General features: G+C 71.5%; 23 protein-coding genes and 1 pseudogene. 5 read left to right on the top strand and 19 right to left on the bottom strand.

Annotation, left to right across the window (positions count from 1 at the left end):
• Positions 1-14: 14 nt before the first annotated feature.
• Positions 15-908, bottom strand: a complete 894-nt coding sequence (locus ACRWK8_RS14165; RefSeq protein WP_378746942.1) for a hypothetical protein — start codon at positions 906-908, stop codon at positions 15-17.
• Positions 909-1,558: 650 nt separating this feature from the next.
• Here ACRWK8_RS14165 and ACRWK8_RS14160 point away from each other — a divergent pair.
• Positions 1,559-1,798 (top strand): hypothetical protein, encoded by a 240-nt coding sequence (locus ACRWK8_RS14160; protein ID WP_378746946.1) that lies wholly within the window; start codon positions 1,559-1,561, stop codon positions 1,796-1,798.
• A gap of 158 nt (positions 1,799-1,956) precedes the next feature.
• On the opposite strand, the gene ACRWK8_RS14155 is transcribed toward ACRWK8_RS14160, so the two are convergent.
• The 4 genes from ACRWK8_RS14155 to ACRWK8_RS14140 form a co-directional block, all read right to left on the bottom strand.
• Positions 1,957-2,082: a hypothetical protein gene (locus ACRWK8_RS14155; RefSeq protein ID WP_431870728.1), complete on the bottom strand. Its 126-nt coding sequence runs from the start codon at positions 2,080-2,082 to the stop codon at positions 1,957-1,959.
• A 76-nt stretch (positions 2,083-2,158) separates the two neighbouring features.
• Complete coding sequence (locus ACRWK8_RS14150) at positions 2,159-2,671, bottom strand: hypothetical protein (RefSeq protein ID WP_431870726.1); 513 nt, start codon at positions 2,669-2,671, stop codon at positions 2,159-2,161.
• A gap of 77 nt (positions 2,672-2,748) precedes the next feature.
• Positions 2,749-2,973, bottom strand: coding sequence for a hypothetical protein (locus tag ACRWK8_RS14145; protein ID WP_431870724.1), 225 nt, complete (start codon positions 2,971-2,973; stop codon positions 2,749-2,751).
• The gene (locus tag ACRWK8_RS14140; RefSeq protein ID WP_431870722.1) at positions 2,970-3,173 is read right to left on the bottom strand and encodes a hypothetical protein; all 204 of its coding nucleotides are present in this window, start codon (positions 3,171-3,173) and stop codon (positions 2,970-2,972) included. The genes ACRWK8_RS14145 and ACRWK8_RS14140 overlap by 4 nt, the downstream gene beginning before the upstream one ends.
• Before the next feature lie 222 nt (positions 3,174-3,395).
• Here ACRWK8_RS14140 and ACRWK8_RS14135 point away from each other — a divergent pair.
• Positions 3,396-4,013 (top strand): annotated as a pseudogene (locus ACRWK8_RS14135) (AMP-binding enzyme); the annotation flags it as partial.
• 196 nt (positions 4,014-4,209) lie between these two features.
• On the opposite strand, the gene ACRWK8_RS14130 reads toward ACRWK8_RS14135, so the two are convergent.
• The 7 genes from ACRWK8_RS14130 to ACRWK8_RS14100 all read right to left on the bottom strand — a co-directional run bounded on the left by ACRWK8_RS14130 (position 4,210) and on the right by ACRWK8_RS14100 (position 12,238).
• On the bottom strand, positions 4,210-5,634 hold the full coding sequence (locus ACRWK8_RS14130) for a pyridoxal phosphate-dependent decarboxylase family protein (RefSeq protein ID WP_378745816.1): 1,425 nt from the start codon (positions 5,632-5,634) through the stop codon (positions 4,210-4,212).
• Positions 5,631-6,809, bottom strand: a complete 1,179-nt coding sequence (locus tag ACRWK8_RS14125) for a hypothetical protein (protein ID WP_431870720.1) — start codon at positions 6,807-6,809, stop codon at positions 5,631-5,633. The genes ACRWK8_RS14130 and ACRWK8_RS14125 overlap by 4 nt, the downstream gene beginning before the upstream one ends.
• Positions 6,810-6,952: 143 nt before the next feature.
• Positions 6,953-8,623: a carbamoyltransferase N-terminal domain-containing protein gene (locus tag ACRWK8_RS14120; protein ID WP_431870718.1), complete on the bottom strand. Its 1,671-nt coding sequence runs from the start codon at positions 8,621-8,623 to the stop codon at positions 6,953-6,955.
• A gap of 4 nt (positions 8,624-8,627) precedes the next feature.
• On the bottom strand, positions 8,628-9,419 hold the full coding sequence (locus ACRWK8_RS14115) for a class I SAM-dependent DNA methyltransferase (RefSeq protein ID WP_378745799.1): 792 nt from the start codon (positions 9,417-9,419) through the stop codon (positions 8,628-8,630).
• Positions 9,420-9,442: 23 nt separating this feature from the next.
• Positions 9,443-10,231, bottom strand: a complete 789-nt coding sequence (locus ACRWK8_RS14110) for a class I SAM-dependent methyltransferase (RefSeq protein WP_378745792.1) — start codon at positions 10,229-10,231, stop codon at positions 9,443-9,445.
• A 23-nt stretch (positions 10,232-10,254) separates the two neighbouring features.
• Positions 10,255-11,187, bottom strand: coding sequence for an alpha/beta hydrolase (locus tag ACRWK8_RS14105; RefSeq protein WP_431870715.1), 933 nt, complete (start codon positions 11,185-11,187; stop codon positions 10,255-10,257).
• Positions 11,188-11,230: 43 nt separating this feature from the next.
• The gene (locus ACRWK8_RS14100) at positions 11,231-12,238 is read right to left on the bottom strand and encodes a class I SAM-dependent methyltransferase (RefSeq protein WP_431870713.1); all 1,008 of its coding nucleotides are present in this window, start codon (positions 12,236-12,238) and stop codon (positions 11,231-11,233) included.
• Positions 12,239-12,989: 751 nt separating this feature from the next.
• On the opposite strand from ACRWK8_RS14100, the gene ACRWK8_RS14095 reads away from it, so the two are divergent.
• A complete protein-coding gene (locus ACRWK8_RS14095) occupies positions 12,990-13,811 on the top strand; it encodes an SAM-dependent methyltransferase (protein WP_378745768.1) in 822 nt (273 codons plus the stop codon).
• Between the two features lie 68 nt (positions 13,812-13,879).
• Here the strand turns inward: ACRWK8_RS14095 and ACRWK8_RS14090 are convergent, their stop codons facing one another.
• From ACRWK8_RS14090 to ACRWK8_RS14060, 7 genes are all read right to left on the bottom strand, one after another.
• Entirely contained in the window at positions 13,880-14,617 is a 738-nt protein-coding gene (locus ACRWK8_RS14090) for a class I SAM-dependent methyltransferase (RefSeq protein WP_378745759.1), read from the bottom strand.
• Between the two features lie 3 nt (positions 14,618-14,620).
• On the bottom strand, positions 14,621-15,385 hold the full coding sequence (locus ACRWK8_RS14085; RefSeq protein ID WP_378745753.1) for an SDR family oxidoreductase: 765 nt from the start codon (positions 15,383-15,385) through the stop codon (positions 14,621-14,623).
• The gene (locus tag ACRWK8_RS14080) at positions 15,382-16,242 is read right to left on the bottom strand and encodes a TauD/TfdA family dioxygenase (protein WP_431870710.1); all 861 of its coding nucleotides are present in this window, start codon (positions 16,240-16,242) and stop codon (positions 15,382-15,384) included. The genes ACRWK8_RS14085 and ACRWK8_RS14080 overlap by 4 nt, the downstream gene beginning before the upstream one ends.
• A 29-nt stretch (positions 16,243-16,271) precedes the next feature.
• Entirely contained in the window at positions 16,272-20,561 is a 4,290-nt protein-coding gene (locus ACRWK8_RS14075; protein ID WP_431870708.1) for an SDR family oxidoreductase, read from the bottom strand.
• 82 nt (positions 20,562-20,643) lie between these two features.
• Entirely contained in the window at positions 20,644-21,180 is a 537-nt protein-coding gene (locus tag ACRWK8_RS14070) for a DUF6309 family protein (protein ID WP_352388208.1), read from the bottom strand.
• Positions 21,177-21,995: a phytanoyl-CoA dioxygenase family protein gene (locus ACRWK8_RS14065; RefSeq protein WP_431870706.1), complete on the bottom strand. Its 819-nt coding sequence runs from the start codon at positions 21,993-21,995 to the stop codon at positions 21,177-21,179. The genes ACRWK8_RS14070 and ACRWK8_RS14065 overlap by 4 nt, the downstream gene beginning before the upstream one ends.
• A 707-nt stretch (positions 21,996-22,702) precedes the next feature.
• Positions 22,703-23,167: an Lrp/AsnC family transcriptional regulator gene (locus ACRWK8_RS14060; protein ID WP_431870704.1), complete on the bottom strand. Its 465-nt coding sequence runs from the start codon at positions 23,165-23,167 to the stop codon at positions 22,703-22,705.
• An 82-nt stretch (positions 23,168-23,249) separates the two neighbouring features.
• On the opposite strand from ACRWK8_RS14060, the gene ACRWK8_RS14055 reads away from it, so the two are divergent.
• Positions 23,250-24,257 (top strand): DMT family transporter, encoded by a 1,008-nt coding sequence (locus ACRWK8_RS14055; protein WP_378745704.1) that lies wholly within the window; start codon positions 23,250-23,252, stop codon positions 24,255-24,257.
• Complete coding sequence (locus ACRWK8_RS14050) at positions 24,251-25,477, top strand: aromatic amino acid transaminase (RefSeq protein WP_431870701.1); 1,227 nt, start codon at positions 24,251-24,253, stop codon at positions 25,475-25,477. The genes ACRWK8_RS14055 and ACRWK8_RS14050 overlap by 7 nt, the downstream gene beginning before the upstream one ends.
• The last annotated feature ends 6 nt before the right edge of the window (positions 25,478-25,483 follow it).

Genomic DNA, 25,483 nt, shown 5'->3' with positions numbered 1-25,483 from the left:
CCCGGGGATCGGGACTACTTCGACCGGCGGCGCAGAGCAGACATGTCCAGGCCCTGCCCCTCGGCCTTCTCGCGCCAGCGGCGGATCGTCGGCGGGGTAACGTTCAGCTCAGCGGCGGCTCCTCGCACGGAAGCCTTCTCGCCAGCGGACGCGATGTACGTCATCAGCTCCCGCAACTCCGGGTCGATCCCAGACGGGACGCTCCCGGGACGTCCCCGGGACGTGCCCAGGTCAGCGGTCATCACGGACCCGAACCCCATCAACGACGCAGAGGGGGACGCGACTGCGGGATTCCTGGCGTCCCCGCCTGAGCCGATCGCGAGACCCCGGCCCGCCTCAATCTCCCGGACGAGCGCGACCCGCTGCTTGATGGTCTCGGCGTCCTCGCGCTCCATCTCCCGGGCCTCCTGCGCAGCCCGACGGATCGCGGCGAGCTTCAGCTTGTGGTCCCGCTCCGCGCGGGCGTTGTCGAAATCAACCTCGGCCTCAGCGAGCTCCCTCTCATGCGCGGCGTCACGGCGCTTCTGCGCAACAAGACGCTTCTGCTCGTGGCTCGGGTCCGTGGACAGCTCCGCCTCGCGGTCCAACTTCTCGGCGGCCTCCTTGAGGGCGGCCTCCTTCTCAGCTTCTTCAGCGGCGGCGCGCGCCAGCCGGGTGTTCAGCGCGATGTGCCACAAGCCCTTCGCGACCAGCGGGACAATACCCAGGACCGCGAGGACCGGGAGCATCTCGAACGCGTGCCACCCCACCAGGACAGCCGCGATGGAAGCGACGAACCAACCGAACTTCTTCGCGCCGCGGGCGGAGCCGGGGTTGATCCACGCGATCGCGACCGCGGACACCAGGGCGATGTCCAGGACCACGCCGACCGCGAGACCAACCGGCCACGGGGTCGGGAGCATGTCCATGAGCGACCACGCGGTCCACACGAGGGACGCGATGGACGGTACTGCGGCGATCGCAACCGTGGCTTTCGCTGACTGGGGGGACGCGGCCAGCGGGACGGGGGGGACGTCCCGGGGGGCCTCCGACTCCGCCGCCGCGGCGACAACAGGCTGGGCCGGACTAGCGGGCGTGGACGCGGCGAGCCGCTGGATCAGCAAGTCGCGGGCCCATGCCACAACGGCCCTGGCGGCCCGCTGTGGCACACCGGTCCGGAGCAGGGGAGGAAGGCCCCACCAAGCCGCAGCCGCGATCAGGGCCACGCCAACGGCCCACGGGGCCCAAGACGGGACCCAGGAAAGGATCATGCCGAGGGTGCTGACCTCGGGTTCCTGCGTTGGTACGGTGTTCATTGCCGGTCTCCTAGGGATCGGATGTCCCGCCAGCGCTCGATTCGCTGAGCGGGACGCTTCATGTCTGGGGTCAGCTGGCCCGGTGCCCGGACCAGGCGAGGTACACGCCGAGGGGCAGAAGGACGAAAACGGCGATCAAGGCGAACATGGGGTCTCCTCTGGGGTGGGGCAGTAGCTTGTATGGCTATGACGATAGGCCTACGATGATAGTCATGTCAACGCACCTCCTCCACCTGCGCCCACACCGCAGGCACAATGAACACATGAACCCCGACACCCTGCGCGCCGCCATCACCCAGTACGAACAGGCACTCGACGACGCCAAAGACAAACGCGACGCCGCGATCCGCCAAGCCAAAACCGACGGCATGTCGCAAAAGGAGATCGTCGAAGCCACCGGGTACACCCGCGAAACCATCCGCCGGATCCTGAACCCGGACGCTGCAGAGGCCGTCAAGCAGGCAGCCGCGGAACGACGACAGCAACGTCGGCAAGCTTCCTGACGGCACGCAGAAACGCCCCCATCCACTGGGATGGGGGCTTTGTTGTCTTGCTGCTGCCGCCGGCGCGGTAGCCATGCGGGGCTCCTTGGTCTGTGAACCGTGTGGTCCCGGCACCGCCCCGAAGGGCGGCACCGCCATCACACGGCGCTGAGTGGGGATTAGGGGTAGTAGGTGTGGCAGACGTGCGCGTCCAGCGCCTCCTGGGAGCGGAACTTGTAGTTGCACTTACTGCAGAAGTACTTATCGGAGTACGCGGTGATCAGCGCGGCGATGAACGACTTCATGTGAGACCTTTCGTTGATTCGTGTTGGTCCCCTTGCCGCCCGATCTCTCGGGCGACGCGGGCACCACACGGTGCGGTCAGGAGCAACCTTCGGAGTCGAGCAGTAGAGCCTCGGGCGCCACCGACACCTGGCCCGACGACCACGCATCCACCAGCACCGACGCCACCCGAGCCACCTGCTCCCACTGAGTCACGACAATCTCGTCAGCGCGAGCACACAGCCACATCCAGTCGCTCGGCTCCAAGCTCTGGCCGAACGTGAGGGGAGTTCCGAAGCACTGGCGGATCACCTCGTCCGCGGCTACCCGGTCACCATCGGAGTGCATCTCCGCCGCCCACTCCCGGGTGGGAGTGAGCAGGCCGGTGCGGCGCATCCACTCGATCTCGGCACGGTGTCCAGCCGCTGCGCCGATCGCGTACCCCTCCCACGGCCCGGATGACTGGGGCAGGTGCAGGCTGGCCCGTCCAGGACCCTGGGGGCCGTGCCCGTGAAACGTGATCGGGCCGATTGTGAGTCCGTGGTGGGCGTAGGCAACGGCGTGCCCAGCCTCGTGGTGCGCGGACCCGTGGAGTTGCTGCTCGTGGGTCATGTCGAGAGCGGTCCGGGTGTCGGTCCACTCGGCCGGAGCGGGGACACGCGTGTAGGGGTCAACCGGGCCAGAGGCGCTCATCGCCGGACCCCCGCTTCGAGCTGGTCGCACAGAGAGTCGATGCTGCCGGGGAGGCTGCGCTGCATCGTCACGATGATCTGCGCGGTCTGCACCAGCATCCCCATCGTCTGCTCAGGGGAGAGGGTGCCGAGGATGTGCGCGGCCTCGATCTCGTCACCCGTGCCCAGAGCACGCACAAGAGCGATGGACTTCAGCGACAGGTCAATGGTCGGGGCGCTCATCGCTGAACCTCCACGCTCGTGTCAGCGACGTGCGTGTCGAGGGTCGTGATCGGGGTGCGCTGCCGGGTCAGACGCGCAGCCACCGCCAGGACGACGACGGCGAGAGCCACCCACATCCACGACTCGTGGGGAAGGGCGGCCAAGAGGCTCAGGACGTTCGGGGGTGCCGCCAGCGGGGCGGCGAGGGATACGCTGTTCACAGCTCGACTCCTGCTCAGATCAGTGAGGCGGGTCAGCCCTCGGAGTGGTGGTGCAACACCGCCCGGGGGCGTTTTTCGTTTTCGACCCTGGAGCCATCTGGAGTGGATCTGGAGCGGACTACCTCCACTCGCCTACATCCGACTCCATCCAGTGACACTCAAGAGTGCCTCTGAACTGGGGTTTCGCTGATTAGCTGGGGTGTGCTGTCTGTCAATCTCTTCTTCGGCCAGAGTGAGATCGGTCCGCTGGCCACGGTGCTGCGCCCCGAGGACCACGCCGACCGGCCCGCGTCGGCCGGACGCTCCACCCTGTTCGTCGAGCTCCGTGTGGTGGACGAGCACGGCGCGCAGGTCGCGCCGGGCGAGCTCGGTGAGGTGGTCTACCGGTCGCCGCAGCTGTGCCTCGGGTACTGGGACAAGCCCGAGGAGACCGAGGAGGCCTTCCGTGACGGGTGGTTCCACTCCGGCGACCTGGTGCGTGCGGACGCCGAGGGGTACATCGAGGTCGTGGACCGGATCAAGGACGTCATCAACACCGGCGGGGTGCTGGTGGCCTCGCGCGAGATCGAGGACGTGCTGTTCGCGCACCCGGGGGTGGCCGAGGCCGCCGTGGTCGGTGTGGCCGACGCGAAGTGGATCGAGGCGGTGACGGCCTACGTCGTGCCCTCGGCGGACACAGACAGCGAGGCACTGCCCGATCTCCTGGTGAAGCACGTGCGCGAGCATCTGGCACCGTTCAAGGTGCCCAAAGCGGTGCGCCTGGTGGAGGAGCTGCCGCGCAACGCCTCGGGCAAGATCCTCAAGCGCGAACTCCGCGACCGCCCGGCCTCGACCGCCTAGGCCCCCGGTCACCGCACTCCGGGTCTCGGGCGATCGACACGGCGGCGACCCTCGGACACCACTCACGTCGCCCGAGCAGTAAAGGAGGACGCGGTCTCCAGGGGCGTGTTCGCCGGTGCGGGGGGCGCGGTGCGCGTCGGAACCTCCGGGGGCCGCGGGGCCAGGGGGACGGAACCGGGCACCCGCGGCCCCGCGGTCACCCCTCCGTGACCGCTCCCTGGAGGGCCTTCCACGCCTCGACCACGTGGTGGTCGCGGGTGAACGTCCCTCCCGTCGCGAACCGGAGGAACACGCGCCCGTCCGCTTCGGAGTGGGTCAGGAACGTCGTCCCCTCGGCGTTGACGGTCTCCATGAGCCGGTGCTGCGCCTCGCTGGTCCCGCCGTCCGCCGTCAGACGGAAGCACACGAGCCCCAGGCACGGATCCCGGGTCAGCTCGAACCGGTCGTCGGCGCGGACCAGGTCCGCGAACAGCCGGGCGTGCTCGACGCCGACGCGCACGTGGTCGCGCAGGCCCGCGACGCCGTACCAGCGCAGGACCGACCACAGCTTCAGGGCGCGGAAGCGCCGCCCCAGCGGGATCTGCCAGTGCCGGAAGTCGGTCACCCTCCCGGAATCGGACGCGCTGTTGCGCAGGTACTCGGGCAGCACGCTCAGCGCTCCCGTGAGGGCCTCGCGGTCGGCCACCCAGAACAGGTCGCAGTCGAAGTTGGTCAGCAGCCACTTGTGCGGGTTCGTACAGTACGAGTCCGCGTACCCGACCCCGTCGTTGACCCAGCGCAGTTCCTCGCACACCGCGGCCACACCGGCGTACGCGGCGTCGACGTGCAGCCACACGCCGTGGCTCCGGCAGACGGCTCCGACCTCCTCCAGCGGGTCGAAGGCCAGGGCGGAGGTCGTCCCGCGTGTGGCCACGACCATCAGTGGCGTGACGCCGTCGCCCCGGTCCGCCTCGATCCGGGCGCGCAGCTCCTCCGGGAGCATGGAGCCGTCCGACCCGGTGGCGACGGTGCGGACCGACCCCAGGCCCAGTCCCGCGATGACGGCGGCCTTCGTGGCGGCGGAGTGGGTCTCGCTGGTGAGGTACACCGCGTAGCGCCGACCGCCGGTCCCGGTCTCGCGGCTGCGCCCCTCGGTGGCCCTCTGCAACGCGGCCAGGACCGCCACCAGGACGGCGCTGGAGGCGGTGTCCTGGATGACGCCGCCGTCGCGGAACCGTTCCGGCAGTCCGAGGGCCCGCCGCGTCCACTCCAGCATCTGCTGCTCGACCTCGGTGCACGCCGGGCTGGTGTTCCAGTTCATGCCCTGGACACCGAGCCCCGAGGCGAGGAGGTCCCCCAGGACGGCGGGGCCGGAGGCGTTGGCCGGGAAGTAGCCGAAGAAGCGCGGGTGCTGCCAGTGCAGGAGCGCCGGGGCGACCACGTCCTCCATGTCCTGGAGGAGACGTTCGAAGGGCTCGCCGGACTCCGGTGGGTCCTGGGGAAGCCGCGCGCGCACGGAACCCGGCTCCACCGGACCGGCGACGGGACGGCTCTCCAGGCTCTCCCAGTAGTCGGCGATCCAGTCGATCGTCCGGTACCCGTGCTCCCGGAACTCCTGCGGGCTCATGTGGGTGTCGTTCACAGCAGCGGCTCCTTGAGATGGCGGGCGAGGTAGCGCACCCCGTCGGTGCCTCCCGTACCGGGCACGTCACCGATGATCCTCTTAGCGACTCCGTAGTGGGTGTGCTTCCACCTGGCCCACTGCTCGTTGACGGCCTCGACGCCGCGTCGCCTCCGTTCGTCGGGCGGGGCCGCGCGGAGTGTGTCCCCCAGGGAGGGTGCGGGTGCCGGGACCGTGTCCAGACCGACCGCACCGACGGTCTCCGCGCGCACTCCGGCCGTGCCCCGGCAACGGCGCTCCAGGCGGGCGAACCCCTCCGACTGCAACGCGCCGGTACCGGCGGTGGCCGCGCGGATGGCCGCGAACTGGCCGGGGTCGATCAGCGCGACCAGGCGGAAGCAGCGACGGGCGTGGGCGAGGGCGTCGGTGATTCCCGCGAGCGATGCCTCCAGGGCGTGAGGATCCGGCTCGCTCGCCAGCGCCGCCTCGTGGGCCGCTGCGGCGTACTCGGCAGCCAGGACGGCGAGCAGCTCCATGACCTGGACCGAGCGGAGGAACAGCGGCTCGTCCGGCTCCAGGGTCGCCACCGGAACGGTCCCCTCCACCAGGAGGGCGAGCGTGGGCGGCAGGCCCGCACCGTCGCCGGACAACAACCGGTTGCACCGCCGCACGGCCTCCGGGGGCGACTCCGGGGACACGTCGTCGCGGGCACCGGTCCAGCCGGGGGCCGGGGTGAGCCCCCGCGCGAACCTCGTCGCGGCGACCAGGAGCGAACGCCGTCGGCCGTCGTCGCCCTCGCGCAGGCCGCGCCGCAGTTCGTGACGGATCATGTCCGCGGCCAGCAACGCGGAGATCCTGGTCAGGCGGTCGGGAAGGTCGCCCAGACGGCACCACCGCTCGAGCAGGGTCGTCATCGTGTAGGTGCCGTAGGAGGGTGCCCCGCGTGCCCGGCTGGTCAGGCACTCCAGCCACAGGGTGGTCACCCACTCCGCGCCACCCGGCTCGGGGTCCCTCTTGCGTGCCTGCTCCCAGGTGTGGACCAGCAGGTCGTTCAGTGCGTGGGGGAGTCGGTTGATCCCGTGTGCGCGGACCGCCCCGACGACGGCCCGGTGGGGGAACTCGTACGACGCGGACGGGCGGTCCCGGAGCACCCAGGCCTCCAGGGCACGCCGCGCGCTCTCACTGACGGTGGTCATGGTTGGGGATCTCTCCAGCCGGGGTGCGGCTCCGGTTCCTCCGGAGGCCGCACCCGATCACGTGGTCGGAATCCGTGACGGAGCCGCACGCCCCGCCACGTACTGGCTTCGGCGTCGCCGCCCGGTCCCGGTGCCGTCGTCGCTCACGCCGGTTGGTAGAGGCGGCCGTCGGACCAGATCGCCCCGACACCGCCCCACGCGGCCGCCGAGGCCACGTCGGGGAAGAAGCCCCGCCCCTTGTGGTTGGCGCTGGTGTTGCAGAGCAGGGGGATGCCCGACAGGCGCTCGTACGCGGTCAGCAACCGGTGCACCAGCGGAGACTGCCGCTCGTTGACGGTCTGAAGGCGGGCGGTGCCGTCCAGGTGCACGATCGCGGGGACCTTGTCCGCCCAGCCGGGGCGGGTGCCGTGGTCGAAGATCATGTACGGGTCCGGTGTCCCGGGCGAGAACACCTCCGGCGCCCGGTGCTCCAGGCAGACGGGGGCGACGGGTCGGTAGTCCTCACGGTCCTTGATCCGGTTGAGCACCTTCTTCATCGACGCGTCCGTGGCGGGGGCGAGGATGCTGCGGTGCCCCAGGGCCCGGGGGCCCAGCTCGGCCCGTCCGCTGAGCACGATCACCGGGTCACCGTGTTCGTGCAGGATCCGGGCGAGCTCGTCGACGTCGCAGGGGCGGGAGACGTATCCCGGGGGGTCGGCCTCCGCAGGTCGCACACGTGGCCCCTGGTAGACGCCCCACTCCAGGGCCGGGCGGCCGCTGTGCAGCGCCCACTCCACGCTCGCGGCCCCCAGGGCCGCGCCGGAGTCGTTGGGGAAGGGTGGGACCCACACGTGCTCGAACAGGCCGCAGGAGCGCAACAGGCTGTTCCACTTGATGTTCAGCGCGCACCCTCCGGCCAGGACGAGGCGCGGCGGCAGGGCGGCCCCGTCCATCCTGGCGGTGAGCGCCCCGCGGAGCCGACGCCCGAGGTAGCCCTGGAAGGTGGCGATCAGGTCGGCGTCGCTCGCGCCGTTCCAACGCGCGCCGCCCTCCCGTGTGAGGGCTCGGGCCAGGTCGTCCCCGTTGGTGAAGGACAGGTCGAGTCCGCCGAGGATCCGGTCCAGCACGGCGTCGTACCCGGGTTCGTCGGTGCCGAGGGCGGCGTAGGCCATGGCCTTCCCGGCCACGTCCAGGTTGCGGGGCATGGCGTGCCGTGCCGCGTCGGTGCGGTCGTCGGGCGAGTGGAACGGCGGCAGGGCGGCGCAGAAGTCCGCGAACGCGGAACCGTAGAGCGGGAACAGCTCGCCCAGGCGGGTGACGCGCAGGGGAACGGGCTCCACGTGGTAGAGCACCGGGGTCATACCGCCGTCCCAGACCAGCACCAGGGAGTCCTCCCCCCGGCCGGGGAAGGGGCTCGCGGCGTAGGCGCCCATGAGGTGCTGCGCCGAGTGGTGGTAGCTGGTGTAGTCGTGCTCGCGTCCGCCCAGGGGCAGGCCCCGGAACCGGTGGACGTCGAGCACGTGCGTGTCGGGACCCTCGATGTAGGGGGCGACGGGCAGTCGCAGGGCGCGGCCGTGGTCGGTCACGTGCTCCAGGACGGGGGAGTCCTGGTCCTGGCCGAGGGGGGCGAACCAGCCGTCCACGACGAACCGGTCGACGTCCGTGACGGCCACGCCCTCCGCGGCGAGGACGTCCGCCACCGTCTCCAGCCGGTCCAGGGGCTGGAAGCGCCGGTTGTTGTCCAGCTTCTCGGCCTCCACCGACGTGACGAGCCTGCCGTCCTCGATCAGCGCCAGACCGCCGTCGTGGGTGAGTTTCAGTCCGCAGACGAGCATCGGATCACTCCTCTCCCGCGCGGGTGAGCACCCAGGTCGCGTAGCGGGTGGACTCGCTGACCGGTCGGGGCGAGTAGTTCTCGTAGACCCGGGCGTCGGGGAACCCGGCGGCGTGGGCCTGGGCGCGGATGTCGTCGTCCTCGATCGCGTAGAGCCGGTGCACCTCACGGGTCCCCGTGTAGGTGCCGTCGCCCTCCCGGGTGAACTGCGTGTAGTGTAGATCGCAGTAGGTGGTGTCGGGCTCGCTGGTGAAGTCCCAGATGAACGCCAGGTCACCCTGGTCCCCGGCCCACATGCGGTTGCCCCAGTGCCCCTTGAGGAGGGCGGCGGTCTCGATGTCGAAGACGAAGACCCCGCCGGGCGGCAGCACCGCCGCCACGGCGCGGAAGGTCGCGCCGAGGGTCTCCGGGTCGGGCTGGTAGTTGAAGGCCGCGGCGGTGCACACCACCGCGTCGGCCCCCTCGGGCAGCGCGTCCGGCAGTTCGATCCGCCGGAAGTCGGCCCGGTCGCCCAGGCGCTCCCTGGCCAGGGCCAGCATGGTCTCGGACCGGTCCACGGCGGTCACCTCGTAGCCGCGCTCGACGAGCTGCCGTGTCATGAGACCCGTGCCGCAGCACAGCTCCAGCACGCGGCGGACCCTCTGCGCGCGTTCGACCCACACGTCCTCGACGAAGTCGGCCATCTGCTGCCGGGGTGACTCGCCCCACTGCGTGATGGCGTAGTCGACGAGACGGTCGTACACGTCGGCCGTCGCCGCGTACGGCTCCGGAAGGTCCAGTTGCGGTTGTCCCTGCATCACATAACTCCCCTGGTGTCCGGTCAGTCGCGGAGGAAGGCCCACGTCTCGTACAGAGTCCGTTCGTGCGCGGGCGCGTTGGTGTAGTTGTCCAACGTGCCCGTGTGGGTGAGGCCCGCCCGCCGTGCGCTGCGGCGCACCACGTCCGGGTCGAGCACGTACAGACGGTGTCTCTCCCGGGTGCGCACGTAGGTGTCGGACCCGGGGCCGCCCTGGCGCAGGAACTGGGTGTAGTAGGCGTCGCTGTACTCGTCGGTGGGGTTGGTGAACTCCCAGACGAAGGCGAAGTCGTCCTGGTCCTCCGCCCAGACCTGCCGCCCGGCGTGCTCGGTGATCATGTGTCGGGAGAGGATGTCGAAGACGAAGGTGCCGCCCGGGCGCAGCACTCGGTGGACCCCCGCGAAGACGGCGCTCAGGTCCTCCTCGCTGGCCGTGTAGTTGAGGGCCGCCCCCGTGGAGCAGACCGCGTCCATGCTGGCGGGCCGCAGCGGGATGTCCGGCAGCGCGGCCCGCACCAGCTGGGCCTCGTCCGCCAGCCGCTGGCGCGCGTAGCCGAGCATCTCGGGGGACTGGTCGAGCCCGGTGACCGTGTGGCCCGCGCGGGCGAGCTCGGCGAGGACGCTGCCGGTACCGCAGCAGAGGTCGAGGACGTGTCGGACCTCTCCTCCCTGCTTCGCCCACCAGTCCCGGAGGAAGTCCACCCGTTGGGTGACCGGTTTCTCGTGCCAGTTGTCGACGATCCAGTCGTCCAGGCGGTCGTAGATGTCGGCGATGGACCCGTACATGGGTGCGTGGTCGTGTGGTGGAGTCATGAGGTGTGGTCCTCTCTGCGTGCTCAGACGAAGGCCGCCTGGAGCGCGCGAACGGCGTGGCCCCGCAGGTCAGCGGCGCGTGGAGCGATCCCGTCCAGGTGCATGGCGCAGTGGATCAGGCCCGGACAGCGAACGAGCGTGGTCGGCACCCCGGCGGCGGCCGTGCGCGCCGCGAACTGCTCGCCCTCGTCCCTGAGCGGGTCGTACTCGACGGTGATGACTGTGGTCGGCGGTGCCCCGGACAGATCGTCGGCGAACGCGGGGGCGGCCTGCCAGGGCACCTCGTGCAGGGAGCCCTCCGGCCGGTCGAGGTAGGTGCGCCAGCAGCGCTCCATCATCGAGGCGGTGTTCTGGTGGCCCACGGAGAACTCCCGATAGGACGCGCTGTCCATCCGGGGGTCGATCGCCGGGTTGATCAGCAACTGGTGCCCGACCCGCGTACCGGAGCTCCGGAGGGTCAGGGCGACGACCGCGGCGAGGTTGGCCCCCGCGCTGTCACCCGCGACCACCAGCCGATCCCGGTCCGCGCCGAGCGCCGTGGCGTTCTCGTACATCCAGGTGGTCACGGCCTCGGCGTCGCGAGGGGCCGCGGGGTAGGGGTGCTCCGGGGCGAGCCGGTAGCCCACGTTCGCCACCACGACACCCGCTTCGACGGCGAGGGAGCGCAGTGGGGGCTCCATGTAGTCGATGCCGCCCGACATCCAGCCGCCCCCGTGGAAGTACACCACCAGCGGCAGGGGGGTCCCGGGTTCCGGGTGGTAGGCGCGGAAGGGCACCGGTCCCTGGGAGGAGGGGGCGGCTCCGTCCCGAGTGTGGAGGACCCGCTTGTCCGGAGCGCAGAAGGAGGTCATGGCCTCCACCGCCGCTCGGAACTCCGCCAGGGAGAGGTCGTCGGGCGGCGGGGAGTCGTTGACGGGGTCGAGAAAGAACTGTTTCACCTGGGGGTCGAGCGCCACCGATCCCTCTTTTCCTGTTTCGGGTGAAAGAATGGGACGCACGTCACCTGGGCGGACGCGGAAATCGCGTCAGAAGGTTGCCGCGCACGCGCCGCGTGGGTTTGTCCCAACTGTTTCCGCGTCCCGCCAGGACCCGGAATCCGGTGGGCCGCAGGGACAGTTCCACGGCGCGTGCCCGCTCCGCGATCGGAAGGCCCGAGATTCGTCGGCGCAGCTCCGGGTCGTCGAAGAGTTCCTCGGGCCGTACCGTCTCGACCCGACCGGCGGGTATATCGTTCGTGCCGTCGAGGTCCAGGTACGGGGCTCCGCGTGGACCGTAAACACGATCAGCGGCCACCCATTCCATTCCGAGTCCGTCGAGGAGTTCCGGAAGGTCGCCGAAACGCAGGGTGTGCACCACGGGATTGAGATAGGCGTCCGCGTCGAAGACGTCCTGTTCCTCGGGGTCCAGGGCGGCACCCGCCCACGCCCCCGGCATGCCGTAGGCGTCGAGGGACAGCGAGAGGCCGAGGGCGCGCACCACCCTCAGTCCCAAGGCGGCCCCTTCGTCGGCGGGGGAGAGGAGCTGGACGAGCTCGCGGTCCCGCATGCGCCGCGCCTCACCGACGTCGTTGTACAACCACAGGTGCAGCAGCCCGTCCTCGGCGAGGTGGCGGCACAGCCACTCCAGGCCCGCGCGGGGGTCGGGCAGGTGGTGGACGACACCGTAGCTGTAGACGAGGTCGAAGCGCTGGTCGAGCTCGGTGTGGGGCATGGCTCCGTCGACGATGTCGAGGTTGGTCACGCCGTGGTCGTCGGCCAGGCGGCGGGCGATGGCGCGCGAGGCCCCGGAGGGCTCCAGACCCACGAAGCGCACCTTCGGATGGGCCTTGGCGAGGCCGACGAGCGTGTGCCCCGTGCCGCAGCCGGCGTCGAGGACGCGCCATCCGTCCCGGAGTCCGCCCTCGACCACGAGGGGGAGCTCGTCCGCGACGACACTGATCAGGGGCCGGTCCGCCCCCGGTGAGGGGAAGGGGAAGTCTTCGTAAAGGCGCTGCGTCGCACTCGTCACCACAAAGTTCTCCTGGAATAGACGGCAACAAACACCCGCACGTCCTGTGTGGGGACGGCGGGGACGAACTCATTGCGCAGCTCCGTGGGCCTTCCCGGTGGCCTGGAGTGGGAAACTCGTTGAGTGTCCTTTGTTGAAATCACCCGAGGGCGCGGTGCCCCCGAAGAGTCATTCACGAGCCTCGCGAGGGAAGGGGTGTACGCGAACGACTTTCGTCGAAAGTGAACTCCCACTGTGCGCGGTGTGACACTCGGTGAGTGGTCTTCAGTTAAACCAACTACTCAGCGCGTGTCAAGGTGCTCACGGAAAGTGCCAGTTGAAGGCGTCAATGGAGTCATGATTTGCGGATCCACGGAAGTGATCAAGGGGTCGGGGTCGAGAATGTGCGCTTCTTGCAGGGGAAATGTGACGCGGGTTCCTGTTCATTTCGGGGCCCGTGTTGCTGGGGGTGAGAATGATTGGGGAATGTGTGCGAGTTCGGTTCTGATTCGTGAGCGGGAATTGGGGTGAATATCGATCAGTGAGGAGAGTGGTGATGGTGTGACGGAGCCGCGTCCGGTGCCGTCAGAACCGAGCGGTGGGCGCGGGACGTGGAACCACGGGGAGCACATACCTCTCATACGCCCCTACGAGGCGATGTCCCCTAGGGTTGGGACGAACGGCCTCCGGCTGGGAGCGATCGCCGTCCCGAGACGGTCGGAGACCGCCCGGCCCCACGGCGCGACCCCCTGCTTGTAGAGGTAGATGCCCCATGTCCGACGCACCCTCCCCGTCCACCTCCGACGGCTTCGGCAGCCCTTCCCCCATCGACACCACCCGGACCCACTCGGCCCGGATCTGGAACTACTGGATGGGAGGCAAGGACCACTACCCGATCGACCGTGTCGCGGGCGACCAGGTGGCCGAGTCCTTCCCGGAGATCGTGGACCTGGCCCGTACCAGCCGGGAGTTCCTCAACCGCGTGGTCACCCACCTGACGGAGGAGGCGGGGATCCGCCAGTTCCTCGACATCGGTACCGGGATGCCCACCGCCAACAACACCCACGAGGTCGCCCAGGGGATCGCCCCCGAGTGCCGCGTCGTGTACGTGGACAACGACCCCCTCGTGCTCGCGCACGCGCGCGCCCTCCTCGTGGGCACCCCCGAGGGCGCCACCGACTACGTCGACGCCGACCTGCGCGACCCGGAGGCGATCCTGGAACGGGCCGCCGCCACCCTCGACTTCGACCGGCCCGTCGCGCTCATGCTGATGGGCGTGCTCGGCCACATCCCGGACGAGGACCTCCAGCCGATCGTCCGGACACTGGTGGACGCGCTGCCCTCCGGCAGCTACCTGGCCAGCTACGACGGCACCAACACCAGCGAGGCCTACAACCAGGCCATCGAGGAGGGCAACAAGCACGGGGACGACCCCTACCTCCTGCGCAGCCCGGAGGAGCTCGCCGCCCGGTTCGAGGGGCTGGACCTGCTGGAGCCCGGTGTGGTCCCGTGCCCCCGCTGGCGTCCGCTGGAGGGAGAACTCAGCGCGCGCCGCGGCCTGGACCAGTACGGCGGAGTGGCCCGCAAGCCCTGAGGGGCCGCGTGGGTCCCCGAGTCCGGCGCCCCCGGGGCCGCCCTCCTCGGGGCGGCCCCGGGCCGGGGTCAGCGGTCCAGGTGCCGCCAGCGGACCGGGTCGTGCTGGTCGCGGGAGCCCGCCCTCCGGGGCAGGTCCCCGCGGTCGGCGCACTCCAGGACCAGCATCTCCTCGTCCCCGGGGTCGAACGCGTACTCCACCCGCTCCACCCGCGAGGGCACCCCGCAGTCGGCCAGGAACTCCCGTGTCCGGTCCAGCCACGGGTAACGCGTGAAGTCGGTGTGCTGGAACAGCGGATACAGCCGCACCTCCCGGCGGGACAGCCGCACCAGTTCCAGCAGCGCCTCCCGGTGGAACTCCTCGTCCAGCTGTCGTCCGTAGGAGAACAGCAGGTGCGAGCTGAGCACGAGGTCGAAGGAACGGTCAGGAAAGGGCAGGTCGGGCAGGGAGCCCTCGACGTAGCGCTCGGGGCGCGCGGTGAGGTCCGCGCCGAACCGGCGGGCCGACTCCGACCGCAGCCGCGTGAACTGCCCGGGATCCTCGAACCACGTCCACACGAAGTCCGACGCGCGTTCGACGAGGTTCGCGTGTTTGTGTTCGTTCTCCGACAGGGCCAGCTCGGCCAGTTTCCCCCGGTCGACGCCGTACTCGGGGTCCACCGCCGTGACGTCGAAGCCCCGGGCCCCGGCCTCGGCCGTGAAGCTCGCGGCGCCGCCCGGACAGTCGAGGATCCGCGACGTCAGATCGTGGTCCGAGAGCGCGAACATGGAACGGTACTCGGCGAAGCTCCGCGCGCTGACGAACACCGCTCACCCCCGCCCGACGAAGGGCATCGACGTGGGCAGGACCGTCAGGTACTGCACGTTGGTCCCCGGGGGCATCGACGCCATGAGGAGCACCGCCTCCACGAAGCGCTCCAGGGGGATCGTCCGCTCCACCGCCGTACTACCGTCGGCCTGCCTGGCGGGGGGCTGGGCGCCTCCGTCCGCTGGCTCCACGTTGCCCACGTCGATCTGCCCGCAGGCGATGTCGTACTCGCGCCCGTCCAGGGACAGCGACTTGGTCAGACCGAGGACCGCGTGCTTGGCCGTGGTGTAGGCGACGGCGTTGGGCCGGGGCGCGTGCGCGGATGGAGCCCCGTTGTTGATGATCCGCCCGCCTCGCGGCGACTGCTCCCGCATCACGCGGAACGCCTCCTGGGCACACAGGAACGTGCCGGTCACAGTGGTGTCCATGATCCGGGTCCAGTCCTCGAACCGGACGTCCGCCACCGGCACCCGGGGGACGGCCGCGCCCGCGTTGTTGAACAGCAGGTCCACCCGGCCGAACCGCTCCCGCACGGCGGCGAACAGCGCGGTCACCTCCTGCGGTCGCCCGATGTCGGTGGGCACGGCCAGCATGCGGTGCCCGTTCTCCCCGGCCTGGGAGACCGTCTCCTTCAACGCCTCCTCGCGGCGACCCGCGATCGCCACGGACCAGCCGTCCGAGAGCAGGGCGAGGGCCGCCGCGCGGCCCAGCCCGCTGCCGCCGCCGGTGACCACGGCGACCCCGCGCTCCGTCCTCCCCCCGCTCACCGGGCACCCGTGCTCATCCAGGCGCGCAGCACGCGACGGCTGCCCGGGCCGGGCACGTCCACGTAGGGCGACCGCCCGTGCAGGACCCGCGAGTTGCGGATGACCAGGAGGTCACCGGCGTCGAGCAGGAGCTGGAAGGCGATCTCCGGCCGGTACAGGACCTCGTCGAGGACGTCCAGCGCCTCCCACTGGCGGTCACTCAGCGGCGGCCCGCCCCGTTCCGGCGAGGTGCGCACTGTGCGGGTCTGGTAGTAGCAGCCCGTGCTTCCGTCCTCCTGGGTGAACAGGATGGGGGAGACGATCACCTGCTGTCCGGCCCGGCCGGTGCGGTCGAAGGTCCAGTCCTCCTCCAGCGTGGCGAGCACGTCCGGGCGCTCCTGGCCGATGATGCTCCGCACGTGGCGGGCGCTGGCGAGCTTCGTGTACCCGCCGCCCCGGACAGCGGGCTGGAGACACAACAGCACCAGGAGGTCACAGGTGTCGCAGTGGAACCCGAGCTCGGTGTTCCCGTCACCGTCCTGGTCCCGCAGCACCCGCCACAGGGCGCCCTCGGCGTTCTGCGGGATGATCTCACCGAAGTCCCGCAGCACGAAGGAGAGGGCACCGATGATGTCGTCCTCGTCCGCCGACGGGTCGATCAGGTTCGGCACGTGGGTGAAACCCACCGAGCGGACGCTCTCCGCGCTGAACGAGCGCAGCCGCTCGCGCAGCGGGGAGGCCGCCTCCCACCGCTCCGCCCGGGCGTCCCGCCACAGCAGGTCGCGCTCCTCGTCGGTGATCGCCATCGACCACAGGTCGCGACGGGTGTCCAGGGTGGTGCTTCCCCAACCGATCTCGGTCGTGGTGTTCTCGGTCATCTGGTGGTCCGTTCCCTTCGTCGTGGGATTCACTGGGGCGGTGCGGGGAGGAAGCCGACCTCCGTGGCCCAGGCCATGGCCGCCGCCCACCACTCGCGGGTCGGCGGCGCGAAGCGCACGCCGACGCGGTCGAGCGCGGACGTCGTGTGTGAGCTGTCGACCACCACGTTGCGCGATCCCAGCCCGGACCAGGCGGAGGCCAGCCGCGCGGCGGTCGGATGCCTCCGCTCCACCCGGGACAGCGCCGCGCCGAACGCGTGGTCGTCGGTGAGGTCGACGGGGTGACCGAGGGAGACCAGCCAGGCCACCAGTTCGTCGTGCGGCACCGTGTACGGGGACTCCACGTGGTACACGCCCGGTGCCGCGTGCGCGTGGGTCACCATCGCCGCGATCCCCGCCGCCACCGTGTCCACGTGGGAGAAGGCGAACGACTCCGAGGGGCGGCTCGGCGCGGCCCCGGCCAGCACGTAGCCGCGCACGAGCTGGTAGATCCGGTTGTCCTCCACGTTGCGCTGGAAGACCCCCGTCCGGCTGTGCGCCGCGACGTGGCCGCTGCGGTGGACGTAGCACTGGCGCCCCGAGGCGGCCCAGGCGCGGACCTCCTCCTCCGCCGCGAACTTCGTCCGCTCGTAGGGGGTGCGGAAGCGCTGACCGATCCGCAGATCGGCCTCGCTGAACCGGCGCGGGACCCCGTCGACGCCCCCCGCGACCGCGAGCGTCGACAGGTGGTGCAGGCGGGCGCCGGGCACCTCCGCGTCGATCCACCCGAGCAGGCGGCGGACCCCCGCGACGTTGGTGCGTTCCAGGTCGGCGGGGGGAGCGACCAACCGGACGTCCGCCGCCGCGTGCACCACCGCCTGGGTGTCCCGGACCCGTTCCAGGCCCGCCGGTGTCAGCCCCAGACCGTCGCGGTCGATGTCTCCGGCGACCACGTCGAACCCGCCGACCCGAGGGTCCGGGCCGTCGGTCGCCGAGACCAGCCGTCGGGCCGCGTGGGCGTCGTCGTCCCCCCTCACCAGGCACGTCACCCGGGCGTCGCGTTCCAGTAGCGCGGTCAGCAGGTGTCGGCCGAGGTAACCGGTGGCACCGGTGAGCAGGACACGGACCGGCTCCCGCACGCTCAGGCTGGCGGTCCGGGGCGCCGGAGCGCCGGTGAGCAGCAGTTGACCCGAGGTGGAGACGGCGCTCCTGACCGGCGGAGGGGGAGCGCTCCCGACCTCGGCGGCGACCGCACCGGCGAAGGCGGAGACGACGGCGTCGGCGTCCTCGTGGGACGGCCACGGCCGGGCGTGCACGAGGTCGGCCACCAGCCTGCCCTCGACGATGCGGGTGGTGAGCCTCAGGGGGTGGTGCGGGTCCGCGCTCGGACAGCGCGCCGCCCCGCCCGTCTCCGGGGCGACGGACCAGGCCAGGGACGGCTCGTCCGGCAGCTCGAAGGTGCCCAGGAAGTTGAATCCGGCCTCGGGACGCGGCAGGTCGGCGTCCATCGGCAGCTGAGGGGCCTCCCGAACCAGGCGCTCGACCCGCGCGGTGGTCTCGGCGGAGGCGGAGCGGACCACGGTCCGCACGTCCACGCCGCCTCCGGAGTCGGTGGCGGACTCCGTGTCGGTGCCGGGAGCCGCCACGGTGACGTGCTTGACCGCCGTGAACCAGCCGACGGTGTCCATGTACGCGTCGCCCCGGCTCGTCGTGTCGCGGCCGTGGGTCTCCACCTCGACGGTGATCCGGGGCCGACCGTTCCAGCGCAGGACCGCCTCGGTGAAGGCCGACAGGAGGAAGGCCTCCAGCCGCTGGGAACGACCGTGACGGCGGACCAGCCGGGCGGTGGAGTCCTCGTCCAGGGCCCAGGTCAGGGCGGCCGGTTCCAGGGCGGGGTCGGTCGGCGTCCACGTGGGGGGCGGTGTCGGGCGTTCCGGTGCGGGCGGTGCGGCGGTCGCCGCCCACCGGTAGAAGTCGGCGGTCACGGGCATGGGGCCCGGGCTCCCCGTGAGCGCGGCCCGGTAGGCGTGGGCGAGGTCGTCGAAGAGGACGCGCCAGGAGAGGCCGTCGATGGCCAGGTGGTGCACGATCACCGCGAGCCGGTCGTCGGTCCCGGCCCCGCCGGAGAACAGGTGGACGCGGACCAGGCGGCCGGACTCCGGGTCCAGCGACCGGTGCAGCTCCGAGCAGGTGGCCTCGACCGTCTCCGACACCGCCCCGGGGTCGTCGGGCAGCCGGGAGAAGGTCACGGCGCCCACCTCTCCGGAGGGGCGCGGGGCTCCCGGCCCGCCCGCCGCCACGGGCTGGCGCAGGGCGGTGTGGCGGTGCAGCACCCCCACGACGGCGGACGAGAGGGCGACCGGGTCCACCGGCACCCCGCACCGCAGGACCGCCGACTGGTTCCAGTGCCGGGGGTCGCGCACCCGCTGCCGGAAGAGCCAGCGCTGGGCCGGTGCGAGCCTCCCGGTCCCGGCCGCGTCCGCGTCCCCGCTGAGGAGCGGGCCGGTGGTCTCCTCCGTCCACGGAGCGGCGGCCGCCGCCAGGAGTACGGGGGTGGGGTTCAGGTAGAAGTCCTCGAACGTGATCCGGTACCCGGACCGGCGCAGCGCCGTGACCGTGCGCATGGCCAGGATCGAGTCGCCGCCCAGCTCCAGCACGTCGGCGTGCGGGGCGACCAGGGGCAGGCCGAGAGCGCCCGCCCACAGGTCCGCGATGGTCGTCACGAGCGGGTCCGGGGCCCGGCCGTCGCCCCTGTCCGGGGGAGCGGCACCGTCACCGCCGGGGTGCCTCCCGTCGTGTTCCAGGACCCGGTCCACCAGGGCGGAGAGGGCCTCTCGGTCGAGCTTGCCATTCGGTCCGGTCGGGAACTCCGGCACCACGACCACCGGTTGGGGCACCGCGTACGCGGGCAGCCGGTCCAGCAGGTGGGAGCGCAGGGAGGCCGCGAGGGCGGCCCCGTCACCGGGGTCGCCACCCGCCGGTCGCACCGCCGCCAGGATCTGGGCGCCCGCCGGGTTGTGGCGCACGACGACCGAGGAGCGCGCCACTCCGGGGAAGTCGTCCATCACGCGTTCCACGTCGTCCGGATCGACCCGGTAGCCCCGGATCTTGACCTGTCGGTCGGTCCGTCCCGTGAAGACCAGGGCACCGTCCGGCCGGCGGCGGCACCGGTCGCCGGTCCGGTACCTCGGACCGTCGTCGTGCGGGACGAAGCGGCGGGCGGTCTCCTCGGGGCGCCCGAAGTACCCGGCCGCCACGCCGGGGCCACCGATCAGCAGTTCGCCGTCCGCGCCGTCCGGCACCGGACCCCCCTCCGCGTCGGTCAGGTGGAGGGTGTTCCGGCCGATCGCCGTGCCGATGGGCACCGTGGCCTCGTCCTCGGGCAGGTCGGCGGGGGAGGAGGCGACGAAGCAGCTCGCGCCGATGGTGGCCTCGGTCGGGCCGTAGTGGTTGACCACCCGACCGGCGACACCGGAGTCGAGGAGCGTAGTGGCCAGGGGACGGGGCAGCGCCTCGCCTCCCAGCAGCAGGGTGTGCAGCCTCGGAGCCCGCGGCGGCCGCCCCTCCAACAGGGCGGTCAGGTGGGAGGGGGTCGTCTTCAGTACCGACACCCCCGCCTCGGCCAGGCAGGACCAGAAGGCCTCCGGGTCGCGGGTCCGCTCGTCGGGCACCACGTGGACCGACCCGCCCGTCGCGAGCGCGAGCAGCCAGGAGGTGTGGCCCAGGTCGGCGGCGAGCGTGGTGACGTGCGCGACGCAGGGCGCGTCGGCGCGGGTGAGGCCGAGGCGATCGCGGAGGGAGAGGGCGTAGTGCACGGTGTTGGCGTGGGTGACCGTGACCGCCTTGGGTTCGCCGCTGGACCCCGAGGTGAAGGAGAGGTAGGCGGGGTCCGAGGCGCGCACCCGTGGCGGGAACGCTCCGGACGGGACGGGGTCACCGGCCCACGCGGTCGGGTCCACCACCTCGGTGTGTCGGTCCCCGGGCGCGGTGTGACCGGCGTCGGAGCTCAGCACGTGGCGCACGTCGACCGCCTCCAGGCGCCTGCGTACGTCGGGGCCGCTCCACGCGGGGTCGACGACCACGGCGGCCGCCCCCGAGCGCAGCACCCCGTACATCAGGGCGCACACCCGGATGTCGCGCGGACCCAGCACCGCGACCCGGTCACCCCGTCCGACGCCGCGTGCGCCGAGCCGGGCCGCCACCCGGTCGGCGGCGGCGAGCAACCCGGCGTGGTCCAGGGAGCGGGCCCCGTCGGAGAGCGCGGGGCGGTCCGGGTGGGAGCGCGCGCCGCGCGCCAACAGGTCGGAGAGCGAGAGTTCCGGGATCGTCGTACCTGTCAAGGGGATGGGTCTCCAGTTCAGGCGGTGTCTGCTTGGGACGGCCCGGCACCTGTCCCCCCGGGGCCGGAGGACAGGACCCGTTTCACCCGGCCGGTGCGGTGTCCGGGGTGCCCGCCACGAACGCCTCGGTCTCCTCATCGAGGGAGAGGCGCCCGGACACGGCCCAGGCGACGGTCCGGTGCAGGCCGTCCAGGTGGATGAGCCCGGTCCGTACCCTCAGGTCCGCGTAGTCGGAGTGGGGCACCGGGACGGTGCTCAGGTAGACGGGGGTCAGGGGTGCCTCCCGGAACAGGTCCAGCTTCCGTGAGCAGACCGGGTTGGCCTCGGCCATCTCCGCGCCGCCCGAGCGCACCAGGTCCGCCGCCTCGCCCACCGTCCGGCCCGACCGGGGGACGAGCTCACGCCCGCCGCCCTCGCTGAGGTGCCAGGGCAGGACGACGCCGAGGACCTCGTCCCTGGACAGCAGGACACGGTGCCAGACGCCGAGGAGGTCGTCGGCCATGTGCAGGACGTCCTCCCCGTCCTGGTTGGTGTTGGACTCGTGGGGGCGGTCGACAGGGTGATCGGCCCGGTAGACCTCCAGGACCCGTGAGAACGGCACCGTGCCGATCAGTTTCATGTGATGGAGCCTCGTCCCGTCGTCGTGTACTCGGTGAAGTGCCGCTCCGCGAACAGCTCCGGCCAGCGTCCGCCGCCGAGGTCGAGCTCGCGTGCCCGGGAGAGCATATGCCGCCAGTACGGCTTCACCGGGTGCCACCGGGCGCTGGTCTGACAGTAGGAGGCGTCCACGAAGTAGCGGGGGCCCGGGTCGTCCACCCCTTCGGACGCGGGCCTGCGTGCGTGGAACAGGGCGGAGTTCATCAGGACGGTCGAGCCCGGGGGGAGCCGGTCGATGACGGCCTCGCCGGGGAGTTCCTTGGTGCCCAGGTGCGCGCGGGCCTGCTTGGCGGCGTGCTCCAGGTGGGATCCGGGCAGGACCGCGAGGTGTCCGACGCTCGGATCGAGGCCGCCGAGGTAGTGCAGCGCGTGGACCATGAGGAGGCTCGGGTCCTCACGGTCGTTCGGCTCGTGGTCGTGGTGCCAGGCCTTGCCGCCGGTCGCCTCGCCGTGTCGGTCGCTGTGCAGGTGGTGGAAGACGAAGGAGGGCCCCATGAGGTCGGAGATCATCGCCAACAGGGGCTCGTGGGTGAGGAGTTCGCCGTGCGCGGGCAGCTCCAGCTCCAGGACCGGGGGCGTGCCGTGTGCCTCCGGCTCGAGGCAGGCGGCGATGGAGCGCTCACGCAGCCCCTCGTCCACCCAGCGGTCCACCTCGGGCAGGAGGCGGCCGACGAGGGGTGCGGGCAGGAAACCGGGGAGGACCAGGTAGCCGGACTCCGTGAACTGTCTCCGCCGCTCGGTGGCGTCGTCGATTTCCGGGGGAATCGTGTGCGTCAAGTCTTCGCCCCTTGCTCGTGCTCGGGTGTCGGTCGTTCTCCGGGGCGTGACGGATTCCCTCCCGGGGGAATCCGTCGGGGAAAAGGCGGGGGACCCGGGTGCGGAGGGCCGTGCGCTGGACAGGAGGTGTGGGGCCATTGGTGTGGCTGTCCGTGGCCCCGTGTGGTGGAGGTGCCCGGAGGGTCGACAGTATTAGTTTCACTTTGTCCGGATCGTTGTCAAGGGAATCGGAAGAACACGATGCTGGCCTGGAACTACGCTCGGGGCGGTCCGGGATCGGTGAATGCGTGGCAAGTGCGGAGTATGAATTCGACGGAGGCGGGGTAAGGGAGGGTGCGGTGGCCATGTGCCCGGTGGGGGTCGTGTTCTGCCAGCTCAGGGCGCATGTGATGCCCGAGTTCCCTTCGTGCACCCGAAGCCGGGGTGCGTCGTCGAACCCGTGGGACCCGGGGTGTTTGAGGGGCGGGTTCCGCTTTTCGCAGGTCAATTCGGGCATTTGGGGCGTACGATGAATGCGGTCACAGATATGGGACGCGGTCTCTCCGTGGCGTGCTGAAGATCGTTACTCCGTTTCTGCGCGTGGCCGATTCCGGACGCCTGAATGGTCCCGGCGGGTGCTGCCCCCGAGCGTTCCCGCGTGATATCGAGAACGCTCCGCTTTATCCGAGTGCTCCGAGAGAACGGGTCTGGTCCCGTGGTCACCGGTCTCAGTCGACGGGCAGCGGTGAACTGGGCTTGGTGACGCTGATGGCGAAGGTCGTCTCGATCGAGGAGACGGCCGGGATGGCGCGCAGCTTGGCGCGCATCAGCTCCTCGTAGGCGGGGAAGGAACGGGCCGCCACCTTGAGCAGGTAGTCGTGGTCTCCCGCCAGGAGGAAGGCCTCGGTGACCTCCGGGATCCTCCGGATGGCCTCCTCCACCCGCTCCACCACGCCCGTGCCGTGGGAGTCCAGGCGCAGCCGCACGAACGCCGTGATGTCCAGCCCCACCGACGCCGGGTCGACCATCGCCGTGTATCCGGCGACCACGCCGGACTCCTCCAGCCTGCGCACCCTGCGCAGGCAGGGGGAGGGGGACAACCCCACCCGGTCGGCCAGCTCCTGGTTGCTGATCCGCCCGTCCACCTGGAGTTCGTGCAGGATGCGCAGATCGATCTCGTCCAAGCGATGCATAAGGCAGATTCTGCCAAAACGACGCCTATTCGGGCAATAATGCGCAATCGGTGGTCCCGTCGATCGCCGTACCTTCACTCCCATGAACAGACCTACCGGTGCGACCCCCTCGCTCACCGTCGGCCTGGCCGCGATGGCCGCGACCGTGGTGCTGTGGGCGGGGTTCGCCCTGAGCATCCGTGGGATCGGCGCCTCCGACCTGACCGCCCTGGACGCCGCCCTCCTCCGGTTCCTCACCCCGCTGGTGGTGCTGGCGCCGTGGATCCCCCGGGCCGTGCGGCGCGTGCGGCACGAACGCCCCGGTGTCCTGCTGGCGCTCTGCGCCGGCGCCGGACTCCCGTACTTCCTCCTCGCCGCCTGGGGCGGCTCCCTCACCAGCGCCGCCCTCGTGGGGATCGTGATCCCCGGGACCGTGCCCCTGTTCGTCACCGTGCTCGCGTTCGCGCTCTGGCGCACCCGGGCCCGGCCCGCGCAGCTCGGCGCGCTCGTGCTCATCGTCCTGGGCGCGGCGGTGTCCGTGACAGCCGCCGTCACACCGGACCAGGCCGCCGGGGTCGTGATCCTGCTCTGCGCCGGACTGGTGTGGTCGGTGTACACGCTCGCGCTCCGGGAGACCACGCTCGACCCGGTCAGCGCCGCGCTCGTGCTCTGCGCCCCCTCCGCCCTGCTGGCCGGGGTGCCCGTGCTGCTGGGCCTGGCCCCCTCCGCGCTGGTCGGGGGCGCAGCGCCCGGAGACGTCCTGGTCTACGTCGCCGTCCAGGGCGTCGGCGTGGGTGTGCTCGCCGCCCTGTGCTACGCGACCGCCATCCGCGGCCTCGGCGGCCCGGTCGCCGCCACGCTGGGAGCGCTCAGCCCGGTCGTCACCCTGGTCGTGGCGGTCCCGCTGTTCGGCGAACCGGTCACCCCCGCGACGACGGTCACGCTGTTGCTGGTCCTCACCGGCGTGGTCGCCTTCAACCTCCTCGGCGTCCGGCGGCCCCGGCCCGCCGAGCCCAGCCCTGCCGAGCCGGGCCCCGCTGTTCCTCGCCCTGCCGAGCCGACTCCCACCGAAGCCGGGAACCGCCGTCCCGAACTGGAGACCTCATGCTGATGCCGACCATGCTCCCGCCGCGCACCGATCCCCTCTGGCGGCTCACCGCGGCCTGTGACACCGACCCGCGCCCCGAGCGGCTCGACCTCCTCGTCGGCGTCTACCGCGACGACACCGGCTCCTCCCCGGTCCTCGGCGCCGTGGCCGAGGCCGAACGGAACCTCGCCGCGCGCTCAGAATCCAAGGAGTACCTGGGCCCCGCCGGGAACCGCGACTTCACCGACGCGCTCACCCGCATGCTGTTCCCCTCGGACGACGTCCGCTCCCGCACTCTGGCGGTGCAGTCGGTCGCGGGGACCGGGGCGCTGCGGCTCCTGTCCGAGCTCCTCGCCGCCACCGGACCCGACCGGACCGTGCACCTGGGCACGCCGGCCTACCTCAACCACCGCACCATCCTCAGCACCGCCGGGCTGCGCGTGCGCGAGTACCCGATGCTGCTCCCGGACGGGCCCCCGGACCCGGACGCCGCCCTCGCGGCCGTCGCCACGGCCGCACCCGGCGACGTGCTCCTGCTCCAGGGGTGCTGCCACAACCCCACCGGCGCCGCGATGCCCACCCGGGACTGGGACGCGCTCGCCCACGCGATGGCCGAGCGAGGTGTGGTGCCCTTCGTCGACCACGCCTACTTCGGTCTGGGAGACGGGCTCGACGCGGACCTGGAGGGCATGCGCCGCATGCTGGAGGTCCTGCCCGAGGCGGTGGTCGCGGTCAGCGCCTCCAAGGCGTGGGGTCTGTACAACGAACGCACCGGATGCGCGATCGTGGTCTCCGACGACCCCGCCCGCCGCGCCCTCGCCTACGGCGTCCTGGAGACCACCGCCCGCGCCGGGTACTCGCAGCCGCCGGACCACGGAGCCCGGATCGTCCACGAGATCCTCACCCGGGACGAACTGCGCACGCGCTGGACGGACGAACTCGACTCCATGCGCCGACGCCTGGGGCTCCTCCGCGACGGGCTCACCGACGCCCTGGACCTGCGGGCCCCCGCCCCGGAGTTCGCGGCGCTTCGGGAGCAGAGGGGCATGTTCCTGCGTCTGCCCCTCACCGCGGACCAGATGGGGCGGCTCCGCGACGAGCACGCGATCCACGGCCTGCCCTCGGGACGGATCAACCTCGCCGGGGTCCCCGTCCACCTCCTCGACCGCGTCGCCGACGCGATCGCCCGGGTCCACGGCGGGACCGCGTCGGCTCGGCCGGAGCGCCTGGCGGCCCGGGGGTGAGAGCGG

Source organism: Nocardiopsis eucommiae (genome assembly GCF_965344335.1).
Classification (GTDB): domain Bacteria; phylum Actinomycetota; class Actinomycetes; order Streptosporangiales; family Streptosporangiaceae; genus Nocardiopsis; species Nocardiopsis eucommiae.
This window is presented reverse-complemented; position numbering and strand designations above follow the sequence as displayed.